Source organism: Companilactobacillus paralimentarius (assembly GCF_963227125.1).
GTDB lineage: Bacteria > Bacillota > Bacilli > Lactobacillales > Lactobacillaceae > Companilactobacillus > Companilactobacillus paralimentarius.
This window is the reverse complement of the sequence record NZ_OY724131.1, coordinates 330,676-346,138: the sequence shown is the minus strand read 5'-3', so window position 1 is coordinate 346,138 and position 15,463 is coordinate 330,676. Positions and strand designations below refer to the sequence as shown.

11 protein-coding genes are annotated in these 15,463 nt (G+C 36.2%); 3 read left to right on the top strand and 8 right to left on the bottom strand.

Annotated elements, in window-relative coordinates; all coding sequences use genetic code 11:
- Window positions 1-50 precede the first annotated feature (50 nt).
- From ACI6PB_RS01600 to ACI6PB_RS01590, 3 genes are read left to right on the top strand one after another with little or no spacing between them, the layout of a single operon-like run.
- Window positions 51-1,727, top strand: a complete 1,677-nt coding sequence (locus ACI6PB_RS01600; protein WP_056955827.1) for an alpha-glucosidase — start codon at window positions 51-53, stop codon at window positions 1,725-1,727.
- Complete coding sequence (locus tag ACI6PB_RS01595; RefSeq protein WP_404327658.1) at window positions 1,720-3,660, top strand: PTS beta-glucoside transporter subunit IIBCA; 1,941 nt, start codon at window positions 1,720-1,722, stop codon at window positions 3,658-3,660. The genes ACI6PB_RS01600 and ACI6PB_RS01595 overlap by 8 nt, the downstream gene beginning before the upstream one ends.
- 47 nt (window positions 3,661-3,707) lie before the next feature.
- The gene (locus ACI6PB_RS01590) at window positions 3,708-4,331 is read left to right on the top strand and encodes a GyrI-like domain-containing protein (RefSeq protein WP_025084525.1); all 624 of its coding nucleotides are present in this window, start codon (window positions 3,708-3,710) and stop codon (window positions 4,329-4,331) included.
- Window positions 4,332-4,439: 108 nt separating this feature from the next.
- On the opposite strand, the gene ACI6PB_RS01585 is transcribed toward ACI6PB_RS01590, so the two are convergent.
- The 8 genes from ACI6PB_RS01585 to ACI6PB_RS01550 form a co-directional block, all read right to left on the bottom strand.
- The gene (locus tag ACI6PB_RS01585) at window positions 4,440-5,855 is read right to left on the bottom strand and encodes a C69 family dipeptidase (protein ID WP_404327657.1); all 1,416 of its coding nucleotides are present in this window, start codon (window positions 5,853-5,855) and stop codon (window positions 4,440-4,442) included.
- A gap of 275 nt (window positions 5,856-6,130) precedes the next feature.
- A complete protein-coding gene (gene sdaAA / locus ACI6PB_RS01580; protein ID WP_025084527.1) occupies window positions 6,131-6,997 on the bottom strand; it encodes an L-serine ammonia-lyase, iron-sulfur-dependent, subunit alpha in 867 nt (288 codons plus the stop codon).
- 11 nt (window positions 6,998-7,008) lie between these two features.
- A complete protein-coding gene (gene sdaAB, locus ACI6PB_RS01575) occupies window positions 7,009-7,680 on the bottom strand; it encodes an L-serine ammonia-lyase, iron-sulfur-dependent subunit beta (protein WP_025084528.1) in 672 nt (223 codons plus the stop codon).
- A 464-nt stretch (window positions 7,681-8,144) separates the two neighbouring features.
- Complete coding sequence (locus ACI6PB_RS01570; protein ID WP_404279258.1) at window positions 8,145-9,572, bottom strand: C69 family dipeptidase; 1,428 nt, start codon at window positions 9,570-9,572, stop codon at window positions 8,145-8,147.
- A 41-nt stretch (window positions 9,573-9,613) separates the two neighbouring features.
- Entirely contained in the window at window positions 9,614-9,970 is a 357-nt protein-coding gene (locus ACI6PB_RS01565) for a PqqD family peptide modification chaperone (protein WP_025084530.1), read from the bottom strand.
- Between the two features lie 16 nt (window positions 9,971-9,986).
- Window positions 9,987-11,900, bottom strand: a complete 1,914-nt coding sequence (locus ACI6PB_RS01560; protein WP_404327656.1) for an OPT/YSL family transporter — start codon at window positions 11,898-11,900, stop codon at window positions 9,987-9,989.
- A 712-nt stretch (window positions 11,901-12,612) separates the two neighbouring features.
- Window positions 12,613-13,932: a PTS sugar transporter subunit IIC gene (locus ACI6PB_RS01555; RefSeq protein ID WP_025084532.1), complete on the bottom strand. Its 1,320-nt coding sequence runs from the start codon at window positions 13,930-13,932 to the stop codon at window positions 12,613-12,615.
- 36 nt (window positions 13,933-13,968) lie between these two features.
- Complete coding sequence (locus ACI6PB_RS01550; protein WP_404327655.1) at window positions 13,969-15,351, bottom strand: glycoside hydrolase family 1 protein; 1,383 nt, start codon at window positions 15,349-15,351, stop codon at window positions 13,969-13,971.
- Window positions 15,352-15,463: the final 112 nt, after the last annotated feature.

Genomic DNA, 15,463 nt, shown 5'->3' with positions numbered 1-15,463 from the left:
TTTTATAACTAATATGGAATCGATTCCATATATGAATGGAGAAAATATTTATGCTATCAACAAATAATAATTGGTGGAAGAAGGAAATTTTTTATCAAATTTATCCCGCCTCATTCAAAGATTCAAATAACGATGGTATCGGTGATATTCGCGGTATCATTCAAGAATTACCCAAGATTCATACTCTAGGAATCACAACTATTTGGTTATCCCCAGTTTATCAATCACCAATGGTCGATAATGGTTATGATATTTCAGACTACAAGGCCATCAATCCAATGTTTGGCACTATGAAGGATTTAGATGAATTAATTCAAAAAGCCAAAGATTTGAACATCAAAATTATTATGGACTTAGTGCTCAATCATACTTCTAATCAACACTATTGGTTCCAAGATGCTATTAAAAATCCCAATAGTCCCTACCGCAATTTTTATATTTTTAAAGAAGGTAAAAATAATTTACCACCTAACAACTGGCGTTCCAATTTTGGAAAAGGTTCCTCTTGGACATTAGTACCTGGCGAAAACAATCTTTATTATCATCATGTCTTTTCTAAACAACAACCTGACTTAAACTGGGAAAATAAAGAATTACGCTTTGCCCTTTACGACATGATCAATTGGTGGCTAAAAAAAGGTATTGCCGGTTTCAGAATTGATGCCATCACTTTTATCAAAAAGGATCAAGATTTTGCCTCAATTACACCTGACGGTAATGATGGTCTAGGTAAAGTTAAGCGTAAAGCTGAAAATCGTCCCGGTATTAACGTCTTTCTAAATGAGTTGAATGAACATACCTTCAAACCAGCTAATGCTGTGACAATTGGTGAGGCTAGTGGCGTTCAATACGACCAACTAGATAAATTCATCGGCAAAAAAGGTTATTTCTCAATGATCTTTGATTTTCATTACGCTGACATTGATGTCCGTTCCGGTTCAGAATGGTATCACCAAACTAACTGGACTGTCCAAGAATTAAATGAAGCCATTATCAAGAGTCAGTTGGCGATTCAAAAGTACGGTTGGGGTGCTAATTTCTTAGAGAACCACGATCAACCACGTAGTATCAACAAGTACATTAAGGATCCCGCCTATCGCAATAAAGTTGGTGCTAAAGCTCTAGCAACGCTCTTCTTTTTTCTCAGAGGTTGCCCCTTCATTTATCAAGGTCAAGAGCTAGGAGTTCAAAACGCGCAGAGAACTTCTATCAAACAATTCAATGACATCTCTAGTCCTGATAACTATTATCGAGCTATTGAAGAGGGTTTCAGTGCTAAAGAGGCACTTAAATTTGTCAATGATCGTTCTCGTGACAACGCTCGTCTGCCATATCCTTGGAGTAATGAAATCAATGATGGGTTCAATACTGGTCACAAAACCTGGATTGGTTTAGGCAAACATAATCCTCAAATAAATTGGCATACTGAAGATAAAGATGAAACTTCGATTTTGAACTTTTATCGTGCAATGATCCAAATCAGACAGACTTCATCACTTAATGATGACCTATTGAATGGTGACTTCATTCCAATCAAGAATTCCACTTCAAGCGTCATCACTTATCAACGCGGTCAACACGCACAAGTATTCGTCAATCTTAGTTCTCAAGCTAAGCAAATTCAGCTTCCCTTAGGTAAAGTTCTTTTAAACAATTATTCAGATCTAAAATCAGAGGAATTGCTTCCATATCAAGCAGTTCTCATTGAGGTGAAAAACCATGGCTAAAGATTATAGTAAATTAGCACAACAAATCGTTGACCTTGTAGGTGTCGACAATATTGAATCTGTTACACATTGCCAAACAAGACTACGTTTCGTTGTTAAGAATCGCAAACAAATTGATGATAAAAAAATTGAAAATCTTGATCTCGTCAAAGGTGTCTTCTTTGGTTCAGGTCAATATCAGGTTATTATCGGTACTGGTCTAGTTAATGATGTCTATGCCGCAATAGATAAATTAGGCACTGTTAATGCTATTTACGGAAAAGATAACGTCGATACTACAGAAAATGACGATAATTCCAATAAAACTAAATTGCAAAGATTCATGGCAATGTTATCTGGTATCTTCATTCCTATCATTCCGGTTATTGCCGCAACTGGTCTTTTCTTAGGACTCCAGAGTGCTTTCACTAATGCACAAGTTCTAAAGTTATTCGGTGCCGTTCCATCAGATATTCCTGCTAACGTCAATACCGTAATATCTGTTTTAACTGGAACTGTCTTCTCATTTTTACCAGCTTTAATTGTTTGGTCCACTTTCAGATACTTCAAAGGAACTCCCATCATTGGTATCGTTATTGGTTTGATGCTTGTCTCACCTAATCTACCAAATGCCTATGATGTTGCCGGTGGTTCTGCTAAAGCTATTATGCTTTTCGGTCACATCCCCGTTATTGGTAGTCAAGGATCTGTTTTAACTGCTTTAGTTGCTGGTTTTATTGGTGCCAAAATGGAAAATTATTTCCACAAACATGTTCCTAATGTGTTAGATCAGATTATCACGCCCTTTTTAACCATGCTTTTAACTTTTGGTATCATGATTCTTGGCGTTGGACCTATTGTTCATTGGATTGAAAATCTCATGGTTGCCGGTGTCGAAGGTGTTATTGGTTTACCATTTGGTATTGGTGGTTTCTTGATTGGTGCTGCCTATCCACTAATGGTCCTAGTTGGTATTCATCAAATGATGATTGCTATCGAAACATCACTTCTAGCCGCAACTCATTTGAACCCATTAATTGTTTTGGAAGCTATGTATGGCTTTGCCAATGTTGGTGTTGCTCTGGCTATGATTATGAGGACTAAATCTAAAAAAGCTAAAGCAACCTTTGTTGGAGCCTTTTCATCACAACTATTCGGTGTTTCTGAACCAACGCTTTTTGGTATTCTTATTAGATACAACTTCAGACCATTGATTGTCACAGTCCTAACTAGCGGCTTCAGTGCAGCTATTCTAAGTATTTTCAAAGTCGCTGCCAACTCATATGGATTGGCCGTTGTACCTTCTTATCTAATGTACATTTACAATGCTCGTGATTTAATCATTTACACAATTGTTTCTTTATTAACCGTTGTAATAGCATTTATTGCTACTAATATGTTTGCTATTCCAAAGGAAATCTTAGTAGCTGATACTAAAGATAAAGATCCTGTTCAAGATAATACTGTTTATGCACCGATTGATGGTCAAACCGTCGATTTGAAAACTGTCAACGATCCTGTTTTTTCATCTAAGATGATGGGTGAAGGAATTGCTATCAAACCTAAGGCAACTGGAAAAATCAACATTTACGCTCCCCAATCGGGTAAGTTAAACGTTGTGGCTGAGACCGGTCATGCTTATGGATTAACAACTGATAGCGGTATTGAAATATTAGTCCACATTGGTATTGATACAGTTTCTTTAAATGGAAAAGGTTTTACTACTGCCGTTAAAATGAATCAAGAAGTCGCTAAAGGTGATCTATTAGGTACCTTTGATCCTAAAGTCATCCAAGATAAGGGACTCGATGATACCGTCATGGTCATCATTACTAATAGTAAAGACTACTTCCGTATCGAATCCGAACCAGATGAAACTATCAGTAGCGGTTCTGCTTTGATTGCTCTACAACAACAAACAGAAACGTCAAAGACACCATTGGCTACCCAATGATAAAAGTATAGAATACATTTTAAACAGTATTCTGGAGGCCAACTTTCATGAAATATGAATGGCGCAAACAAGAAAAAGAATTATATTCAACTAAAAGAAATCCTCAAATTTTATCAATTCAAAGTCAGAGGTTCACTTCCCTTCACGGCATAGGTGATCCTAATGGACCTGAATTCAGCAAGAAAATTCAGACGCTATATCCTGTAGCCTACGGCATCAAAGCGGCTTATAGAAAATATGCCGTTGATAAAAATTTAGAGTTTGACGATTATGTCGTTTTTCCACTAGAAGGCGTTTGGTCTTTAACCGCTAAAGGACAGCAACTAGACCATCTGGATAAAAACGAATTTAGTTATGATATTATGATCCGTATTCCTGATTTTGTACCAGATAACATAATTGCTACAGCTTTAGAGACCGTTAAAGAAAAGAAGAATCCTTCAGAATTAGATAAATTAGAGATTAAAACTTATCCCGCAGTGAAAGTAGCTCAAATTTTACACGTAGGTAGTTACGATGACGAACCCGCTAGTTTTGAACAAATTGATCAATTTGTTTCTAAACAAAATAAGCAACGCGCATCTAAAATTCATCGTGAAATCTATTTGTCAGATGCTCGACGTGTAGCCCCCGATAAACGTAAAACCATTTTACGTTATCAAGTTAAATAATATTTTTAAATCAAAAACAACCTAGAACGATAACCATCAAATGTGGTCATTGCACTAGGTTGTTTTGTTGTTATTATGGAAACAAGCTGGTCGTCCTTGCTTCACTCTCTAAAGATTTGGATCCATCTTAAATGTTAATTTACTTAACTCCGTTCCTTGTGTAGCTAAATCAGCCAGATGGGCTTTAGTAGCTTCATTAAAGTGTTTAGCAATAACTTTATTCTGATCAGTCAAGTAATCTGTTAAATCAGCTCCTGAAAGATTCTGGGACTCTTTGTCCACTTCTGCTATCTTTTGACGTGCCCATTGAGCTAATTCTTTTTGATAATCTAGGTTTGGTTCAACAAATTCTTGATAGTGACTTTCCACAACAAACTCCAAGGCTGTGTATAACCAATAAGCACTATCCAAATTCATTTTTTCTGGTACAAAGCTGTACGATTCATCAATTGCATTGGCATTGGTAAAGAATGGTACGTAAGCACTGAAACAAGGCATCCCTAGGCCCTTCCATTCAATTGCCTGGTTACCATTATCAGTCTCACGCATTTGCAAAATATGTGAGTTCATAGTTCTTGATAAGCAAATTGCACGATAACGTTTCTTGTCCTCTTCACTACCACTACCCAAAGGATCGAATTTTGTTTCATTATAATGTGATGCCAAGATAGCTTGAATATCTTCAACAGAAATCTTTTTCTCTGGTTTTCTCAAGAATGGCAAATCAGATGATTCTGGATTCTGTTCAATAGATGGATTCAACATTTTTTGACCGTACCAAACACGTGGTGTGTTGTAGTGACGATCCTTTTTAGTATCAGTTCCAAAAATATGTCTGAAATTCCAACTATCAAAGTCTGGATTCAAATTATTTTTAGCAACGAACTCTTGAATACCTTCAGACCACATATAATTCTCTGGATCAGAAAAATCAATTTTTTCAATACCAATTTGATTAGCGGCTACGGCATAAGAATCGTCAGGAATACGAATAGCAACCCAATGATGACCTGTAGCAATTTCCATATACCAAATATCATCTTTGTCAAAGAACTCAACACCATTACTTTCGGTAGAACCATACTTAGCAATCAAATTCCCTAAATATTCAACGCCTTCACGTGCGGAATTGATATATGGCAATACTAAAGTAGTTATGGAATCCTCAGCTACTCCGTTTTCAATCAAAGGATCGTATGCCAGAACTTTTTCGTTAGCAGTAACACTTTCAGTTGCACTCATTCCTACATTCTTTTCGTTGATACCATCTTCCTCATAATAACCTTCATCCTGATTAGCATCTGGAGAAGTCGTATAACCATTTTCTGGCAGTTCAACAGTTAGTTTATTGTATGGTGAAACATAAGTCTCATGACGATTCTGAACCGCCTTTTGTACATAAAACTTCTTAGGCCAATTAGCTACAAAATTATCTTCATTCCGAGCTATGTAATTAGAACCATCAATTGAGGCCTTTTTACCCACCATAACTGAGGTACATGCTGCATGCGTATGTCTTTTCATTAATAAAATTCCTTCCATTAAAAAATTTTCTTATATAATAGTTTACTTCTGAATAATCAAAAAAGCTGAAAGATTTGCTCTTTCAACTTTAAAAATCTATTTAAGTGCCATTATTTGAGATTTGTCTTCCCACAAAATTAGTTTCAAATCATATGTTCAGCTGTGGATATCGTAGAAAATGATAAAACATTCGTAAAGTTAATATGTATTTTTATCTAAAAGTAGACTCCTAAAATATAGTAGATTTTTGTACATCATTAATAAATTACGTTTTTCTATTCACCAAAAATTTCTTTTTTTAACTTCAAAGCTGTTGGTGTTGTTGCTAGACCACCTTCAGCGGTTTCTTTAAAAATAGAAGGCATCCTTTGTCCCACTTGATGCATAGCTTCAACCACTTCGTCGGTTGGGATAACACTTGTGATTCCTGCCAGGGCCATATCAGCTGAAATCATTGCTTGAGATGCCCCTAAGGCATTACGTTTAACACAAGGTACTTCCACTAATCCAGCCACAGGATCACAAACTAAGCCCATCATATTTTGTAAAGTAATGGAAATAGCCTCGGCTGCCATTTGGGCTGTCCCACCTTTAGCACAAACCAAGGCCGCCGAAGCCATTGCGGCAGCGGAACCCACTTCAGCCTGACAACCACCTTCAGCACCAGCAATTGATGAATTATTAGCAATTACCAATCCAAAAGCTCCAGCAGTAAATAAGAAATCAACTTGTTGATCTCGAGTTAGATGGAGTCGATCTCTAGTCGCTACTAGAACGCCAGCTAAAACACCGGCACTACCAGCGGTTGGAGTCGCACAGATCAAGCCCATCTTGGCATTGACTTCATTGACAGCCACCGCATTTCGAACAGCTTCCAAAATTGGTTTGCCACTCAAAAAATCCCCTTTTTCGATATAAGCATTCATCTTTTTAGCATCACCACCAGTTAAACCGGTTACCGATTTAACACCAGCAACGCCTTCTTTAATAGAGTTTTCCATAACTTCCAGATTATGTTCCATCGTTGAACGAATAAATTCCTTGCTACGATCAGTATTTTCCATTTCTGTTTGTACCATTAGGTCAGCGACAGAATCATAACCAGCACTTTGTTTGACTAATTCTTTAATTGTATAAAACATCAGTGTTACTCCTATTCAAAATATGTAGCATTATCAACGTTTGGTAATACACGTAATTTCTGTAAAATTTCATCACGTTGACGACGTTCATCAACTTCAATGATCATGATGGCCTTCTCACCTTTAGAAGTTCTAGTAACAGTCATAGTTCCGATATTAATGTCAAAATTTGAGAAAACGTCAGTAACTTTAGCAATCATCCCAGCAACATCTTGATGTACCGTGATATAGGTTGGTGTTCCTAAACTAAGTGACATCTTAAAACCGTTGATTTCTGAAATTTGAATATTTCCTCCACCAATAGAAACCCCCGTCACAGTTAAATCATGATCACCTTTAACTAATCTAATTTTAGCTGTATTAGGATGATCAACTTTGTCACTCTTTGGAACAAAAGCAACTTTGATTCCTTGTTCATAAGCTATCTTTAAAGAATCTGCCAATCTTTTATCATCTGGTTCCATACCAAGAAGCCCACCAACTAAAGCAACATCAGTTCCATGACCTCGATAAGTTTTAGCAAAAGATTCATATAAATAGATAGTTACTCTGTCAGGTTTCTCACCAAAAATATCATGAACAACTTTACCAATTCTGGCTGCACCCGCAGTATGTGAGCTACTTGGGCCCACCATAACCGGTCCAATTATGTCGAAAACACTTTTAAAACGTAATTCTTTCATATAAATTACTCCCGATTTACCATATTATTTATAAGTTTACATTTTTTATTTGTTAAATTCATCACTATTTTATTACGATTAGTATTTTCTGAAAAGAAAAAACGACAAATGTTTGATACAACATTTGCCGTTTTTTTGTTTTTAGATAGAATGATTATTCTTACTGCGTCTATTTCTTACAGAGCTCTTTTTAAACGCAAGTGTTATCTATGTCTTATCTTTAATTTTGGATTGAAGGATTTTGATATGTTATGAATTCTTGGTTTTGTCCGGGATTGTTGGCTCTGTTTGGAATAATCATTCTTCTGTTTTTTTTACAACCATGGTTCTATGTTTGATAGTGGAAACGAGCTGTGCAGGCCAATTCCTTCCGGTTTGCTACAGTCTTGAAATTACTCGCACGGTTCGCGGGTGATTCCAGGACTTAGGCAAATCCTCGTAGTCTAACCGCCCTGTTATGCTCTCTATAGATTTGGATCCATCTTGAATGTTAGTTTACTTAATTCTGTTCCTTGTGTTACCAAATCTGCTAGGTGTTTCATTGTCTCTTCATTGTAATGTTTTACAATCTCATGGTTTTGCTCTGTTAGATAATCTGTTAAGGCATCTCCTGTCATCTTAACCGCTTTTTCATCTACTGCAGCAATCTTTCTTCTTGCCCATTCTGATAAGGCTTTTTGATAATCCAAGTTTGGTTCTACAAATTCCTTATAATGGCTTTCTACTACCATTGCTAAAGCTTCATACATCCAATATGCACTCTTTAAATCCATCTTCTCTGGTGTATAACTGTATGATTCATCAATATCATTAGCATTTGTAAAGAATGGTACTTGTGGGCAGAAGCTTGGAATTCCAAATCCTGTCCACTCTACTCCAGCAGCTCCATTCTTGTCTGAATCTCTCATTTGAAGAATGTGAGAATTTGCTGTTCTTGATAGTGAAATAGCACGGTATGTCTTCTTGTCATGCTCGCTACCACTACCTAGTGGATCATATTTTGTTTCATTGTAATGTGACTTCAATAGATATTGAATGTCTTCAACGGCAATCTTCTTTTCAGCTTTTCTGATAAATGGTAGTTCAGCTGATTCTGGATCTTGTTCAATTGATGGATTCAAATAACGTTGTGCAAACCATACTCTTGGTGTGTTGTAATGATGATCCTTCTCAGTATCTGTTCCGAAGATATGTCTGAAGTCCCAACGATCAAAGTCTGGATTCAAGTTATGTTCTGAAACAAACTCTTGAATTCCGTCAGCCCACATATAGTTGTCAGGGTCATTAAAATCGATATCTTGAATAGCTACTTGGTTAGCGGCTACGGCATAACAGTCATCAGGAATACGTACAGCAACCCATTGATGTCCTGTTACTACTTCCATGTACCAAACTTCATCTTTATCATTGAATTGAAGTCCGTTACCTTCGGCAGAACCATACTTAGCAACTAATCTACCAAGATATTTAACTCCATCACGAGCTGAATTAATGTATGGCAAAACTAATGTTGCTAGTGAATCTTCAGCTAGTCCATTTTTAACATATGGATCGAAAGCTAAAACTTTTTCATTGGCATAAACACTTTCTGTAGCACTCATACCAACGTTCTTTTCGTTGAAACCATCTTCTTCATTAGGACCTGTACTTTGATCAGCATCAAGTGTTGATGTGTAACGGTAGCCACTTGTAGGATATGGTGCTGTCATCTTATTGTATGGTGAAACATAAGTTGCGTCACGTCCAGAAACAGCTGGTTGAACGATGATACGCTTTCTATAAATAGCATTCAATCGATCTTCGTTTCTTGAAATATAAGTTGCTCCATCCATTGAAGCTTTCTTACCAACCATGATTGATGTACATGCTGATAATTCAATACGATCTGTCATTTTAATATCCCCCATTAATAAAAATTATGATTATTTAATTATTATGATACTCGTTCTATTAGGTGGTCGACACTCTCAATTTGTTGCAAAAATAAAACTAATCTTGTGTAACGATATTTATCAGTATCTGGAAACTTTTCAGCGAGCTCTTTACCAATTTCATAGGCGTTACGACGTCCATTAACCTTAGTGAAAACATAGCTGCCATACTCATCCATTTCTAGATAAGACTCTTCAGGAATATGCATATGCAATTTACGGAAAAATTTTTGAATCGGATGATTCTGTTCCCGAACAATTGTTATAATCCCTGCTTTTCTCTTATAGGTTACTTCAGGATTTTTCTGAAATACCATGTGTTTCAAATCTTCTTCAGTTAACTCTGGACGTTTAGCCATTTTCATCGCCCCTTACTTATTTTGCTTCCTTTTTGATATTTAACAATGGAATGATAATAGCAATAATCAAGACTGCTAACAAAATCAAGCCCATTTCATTACTACCAGCAAAGCCGGCTGGAGTCTTGTCTCCAAGTACCCCTGTAACATGTAGGATGATTCCGATCAATCCAATAATTGAACCACCGGCGATTAAACCTGATGATAAACTGACACCACTTTGGATACGTCTATTCTTCAACTCTTTATCTTTTGTTACTTTATCAATTAATAATTTGATCAAAGCACCAACTAGGATAATTGAAGTTGTTGAAATTGGTAGATAAAATCCTAAGGCAACTGTCATAATTGATAGACCTAACATCCAACAAACAATCGCCATGACAACTCCGATAATGATCATGATCCAAGGAAGATTTCCTGACATGATTCCAGTTGTCAAAGTAGCAATCAAGTTTGCTTGTGGCATACCGAATGGTGGATTTGAACCTGTAATCTTTAGTTGAGGTTCAAGAATAACGGTAGTACCAACAACCACGATAACACCAATCATTGCGGCGATCATGAAGTATTTCATCATTTCATTCTTATTACCACCGATAACGAAACTAACTTTTTGAGTCTGCATATAAGCACCACCAACAGAAATGGCGGTAACAATGAAGACACCAAACAATAGAAGGATCTGATTATCAGCATTACTCTTCCATCCAAAGATAACAAAGACTAATGTCATGATAACTAATGAAGCAATTGTCATTCCTGAAACCGGTGCATTTGAACAACCAATCGTTCCGGCTAATCTAGCAGATACAATAACGAATAGTAATGCCAAAATAATAGAAAGAATTCCACCAGCAATAGCCATAGCGATGTTACCAGAAACGAAGAAACCAACAACAAAAATTGCAACAACAGCGATTACTAATGACCAAATACCTAACATGTTACGATCATCATTACCACCGTTTCTGGCATTCAAAGTTTTCTTAATGGATGTAACAATAACTGGAATCAACTTAACAGCTCCGACAATACCACCGCAAAGCATTATACCAGCACCAATATATTTCGAATAGGAACCGGCAACTTGATCAACGCCCATCTGGTTAACAAGAACTGTTACATCATTCCAATCCTTCGCATTATTAGTTGCCATTTGAGTAAAGTTAGCAATTAACGGAGTTATCGCGAAGTTGGATAGAATCGAACCAGCAAACATCGTCAAAGCAACATCCAGTCCTACAACAAATCCAATACCGGCTAACATGGGATTAACTTCTGTCGACATCTTCCAACGATAGAAGGAATTACCTACATAAGTGATCGTACTATTGACCCAACCGAAAACTTGTGTTGTTAAAAGCGTCAATAAACCACCAATACCAAAACCAATTCCCATGAATTTCAAAGAATCACCACCAGCTTCGGAAGCAACTAAGGCTTCTGAAATGGCCATCGATTCTGGATAAACTAATTTTCCGTGTTCTTCAACTACTAAATAATTTTCAACTAATGAAGCTGTACCAATTGCAAATAATACAGCCAAAGCTCCAACTAAAACTCCTGCAATGAAGTTGACACGACCACCAATAATAATAATGGCGGGTAAAACATAAATCATTCCACTGGCGATTGATTCACCACCACTAGACATTCCTTGTAATAAATTCTTCCCCAGCATGCCCTTCTTTTTAGCAAAAGCGGCAATAAGTCCTGATCCAATAATTGATCCAGGAATACCAGCCGCAACGGTTAATCCAGCTTTCATACCTGAATATGCTGTTGAAGCGGCAAAAATAACTGCTAATATGGCACCCATGATCATTACAACTGAGCTGCCACCATGATTATCTTTATCAGTCACATACGGTACATATTTTTCACCCGATATGCCACCATAAGCAGACTGAGATAAGCTCTTTTTCATCTCAAGTTCCTCCCTCCAATTTATGTGATTCCAAAACCACTGTAGAAAGAATGCTTAATTCTTCAGCAATGATTTCAATTCTTTATAGAAGGTTCTTCATACCCTTTATTCTTTAATAACACCTACCATCGCTACATTATTTTCTCCTTTTCCATCGATTCATTTTCATGATAACGGTTACATTTACAAAAATCAATAGTATTTTGTGACATAGCTCACATTGCTATTTTAAACGGAAATAGTGATTCTTCGAAGTGTTCACGATTAATAAACGCCTGTCTTTCTTATTTGCCATAGGCTTTGTCACTTATCACTCATTAATTTGAATTTAAGAATTTTAATCTTAAATACGATCATATTAATCTTTTACTAATATACATATATTAATCACAAACCTTTTTCATAAAATTTAGAATTGCTATTTTCATAATAATTTTTTTGAAGAGCTCATATGAAGCCTACCAACAAATCAAACGGCCTTTAATTAATTTGAAAATTTCATCATGTAGATAAAACTTTGTTCAAATTTTAAAACGTACATTCTCTAATAATTAATATCATAAAAATAGCTACTTACTTATTCATTACTAATATTTATTGCAAATGGCATATTAGTTTCACGTATTATTCATCAAATTGATTAGCTTTTTTAAGCAAAAAAATACTCTATGAATTTAAAAAATTCATAGAGTATAAGTTAAGAAATATTTAACTAAGCTTCTTTGACGTCCATACCTTGGTTTTCTTTTGAAAGAACCTTATCGTTGATCATAACGAATGGAATGTATACTAGAACGCCTAATACAAAGGTAATCAATTGAATAACAACAGCACGCCAGTCACCTGCAGTAGCTAGGAAGGCACTGAATCCAATTGGCGTAGTCCATGGAACTTGGATAACACATGGGCTCATCCAACCTAAAACAGTTGTTACATAACTAATTACAAGACCCATAACAGGTACAAGTACAAATGGAATAGCTAGTGAAATATTATAAACGATTGGATAACCGAAGATAACAGGTTCGTTGATGTTAAAGAATCCAGGTGCAATTGATAATTTAGCAACGTTCTTAGTTACAGCACTGTGTCCAACTAGGAATGTAGCAACTAGTAAACAAAGTGTTGAACCAGAACCACCCATCAAACCGTAAGTTTGAACTTGGGAAACATTGATAATATTAGGAATTGCTTTACCGGCATTATATGCGGCAATATTTTGTGTAATATTGATGATCAAAAGTGGTTCTAGAATTGAACTGTAAATAACTGATTGGTGAATACCGAATAACCAAAGTAAGTTACCTAGTGAGTAAAGAATGATAACTCCCCAGATACCTGTTCCAATGTGACGGAGTGGTTCTTGAATGAATGTTGTGATCAAGTTGATCAAATTCATTCCTGATAAATTGTAAAGTAGTGCTGAAATAATCGCTGAGCATGATAAGACGATGATCATAGGAATCAAAACATCGAATGATTTACCAACAGCTGGTGGAACATTTTCACCTAAATGAACTTGTAACTTCTTAATTCTAGAGATTCTGACAAAGGCTTCAGTAGCAATCAAACCAACGATAACACCGGCAAACATTGCTCCTGTACCTAGATTAGTAAATGGTAAAACAGCTGAAACATCGACTGCTTTTTTAGCACCATCTGGAATTAATTTAACTGTATTTGGCATCATAGTTACCAAAGCAGACATTGATACCAATGCAGCAGAAATTGGATTGTCAAAACGTCTGTTTTTAGCTAAACAGTAACCAATCATAGCTGCAATTAAAATACCTGAAATATTTAGTGTCGCATTACTCAATAAGGTTCCCCAATATTGAACATGCAATAATGTCTTACCTTTAAAGATCCAAGTAAAGACCGTGTTATTTAATAGAACCGCTAATCCAGCAAGAATATATAGCGGCATGATAGTGGCAAACGCATCACGTAATGAACGTAAATGAATTTGGGCACCCATTTTGGCTGCAAAGGTCGCAAACTTATCTGCAGCTTTTGAATTCTGTAATGACATACTTTCGCTCCCGAAAAAGTTTTTTAAATCAGTTAATTACTTCAAATCTGCTAAATCACCTCCATTAGTTTTGATAACGTGCTTCAACCACCAATAACTCTTCTTTGGCACACGTTTCATATCCTTGAGATCATGGTTCGTACGGTTGACGTAAACCGTTCCGTAACGCTTGTCCATATTTCCACTTGAACTAGGGATATCAATTAACCCCCACCCCAAGTAGCCTAGAACTTCAACGCCGTCCTCAAAAATTGCATCTTCCATAGCTTGAATATGGTCACGGTGATATTTAATTCGATAGTCATCCTCAATTTTGCTGCCATCGAATTCTTCACGAACACCGATTCCATTTTCAATTGGGAACATTGGTACACCATATTCGTTGTAGACTTTTGTCAAAATATCTCTGAAACCTAATGGATCAATTTGCCAACCAAATTCTGATGTCTCTAAGAAAGGATTCTTCTTGACTCCTTTATCAAGGTAATAATTTGGAATAGTTCCTTCAGGAACCATTTCAGAACTGATCGTATCGCTACGATAATAACTGAAAGCAATGAAATCGGATGTTACTTTGATTAAAACTTTATCATCATCTGGTTGATAATCCATATTAATGTGGTGATTTTTGACAAAGGTCAAAACTTCATTTGAATAACGTCCATAAACGAATACGTCCAACAAATTACGATTAAGAAACTCATTGATTTGACGAGCGTACAAAATATCTTTAGGATTTGGTGATGCTGGATAGACCTCACTGTATGCCAACATCCCACCAATTTGACAATCCGTATTCTCATGAATGTAATTAGCAACACCTGCATGAGCCAACATAACGTGATGACTGATTTGATACAACTCATCATCAGTCTCATCGCCCTTTAAATAGCCAGCAATTCTGAAAGCTTCACTCATTGAATAAAGATTTTGTTCATTAAATGTAATCCAATATTTCACACGATCACCAAAACGTTTAACCATTTCAGTACTATAACGAACAAATGCATCCACCACATGACGTGACAAAAATCCATTATATTTCTCGGCCAAATTCAATGGCATATCGAAATGATACAAACAAATCATCGGTGTAATATTCTTGGCTAACAAAGCATCAATCAACTCATTATAGAATTCAATGCCCTCTTCATTGAAATCACCATCGCCAGTAGGATTTACACGGCTCCAAGAAATTTGGAAACGGTAGCAATTCATTCCTTGCTTGGCCATCAAATCAAAATCCTCATTGTAACGATGATACTCATCAATAGCATCGTGCCAATCAGAAGAATTCTCTGTAGCTGGTCTCACATCATAAACGGATTTACCTTTACCACCGACATTCCAAGCACCCTCAGTTTGCATACTTGAAGTTGAATTACCCCAGAAGAAATTTTCCGGTAATTTATTTGTCATTTTTTTCACCCCAAGTTTTTTGAATACGTTTACGGTATACAATATTTTTTTCAATGTAAACACTTTATTTTTTAAAAGTATATACTTTTAAAATAAAGCGAAAAACTTTTAT

Coding starts and splice junctions, on each gene's coding strand:
- sdaAB (WP_025084528.1), bottom strand. CDS start 7,680: ATGAAAGAATTACGTTTTAAAAGTGTTTTCGACATAATTGGACCGGTT.
- ACI6PB_RS01570 (WP_404279258.1), bottom strand. CDS start 9,572: ATGACAGATCGTATTGAATTATCAGCATGTACATCAATCATGGTTGGT.
- sdaAA (WP_025084527.1), bottom strand. CDS start 6,997: ATGTTTTATACAATTAAAGAATTAGTCAAACAAAGTGCTGGTTATGAT.
- ACI6PB_RS01590 (WP_025084525.1), top strand. CDS start 3,708: ATGAAATATGAATGGCGCAAACAAGAAAAAGAATTATATTCAACTAAA.
- ACI6PB_RS01600 (WP_056955827.1), top strand. CDS start 51: ATGCTATCAACAAATAATAATTGGTGGAAGAAGGAAATTTTTTATCAA.
- ACI6PB_RS01595 (WP_404327658.1), top strand. CDS start 1,720: ATGGCTAAAGATTATAGTAAATTAGCACAACAAATCGTTGACCTTGTA.
- ACI6PB_RS01550 (WP_404327655.1), bottom strand. CDS start 15,351: ATGACAAATAAATTACCGGAAAATTTCTTCTGGGGTAATTCAACTTCA.
- ACI6PB_RS01555 (WP_025084532.1), bottom strand. CDS start 13,932: ATGTCATTACAGAATTCAAAAGCTGCAGATAAGTTTGCGACCTTTGCA.
- ACI6PB_RS01560 (WP_404327656.1), bottom strand. CDS start 11,900: ATGAAAAAGAGCTTATCTCAGTCTGCTTATGGTGGCATATCGGGTGAA.
- ACI6PB_RS01565 (WP_025084530.1), bottom strand. CDS start 9,970: ATGGCTAAACGTCCAGAGTTAACTGAAGAAGATTTGAAACACATGGTA.
- ACI6PB_RS01585 (WP_404327657.1), bottom strand. CDS start 5,855: ATGAAAAGACATACGCATGCAGCATGTACCTCAGTTATGGTGGGTAAA.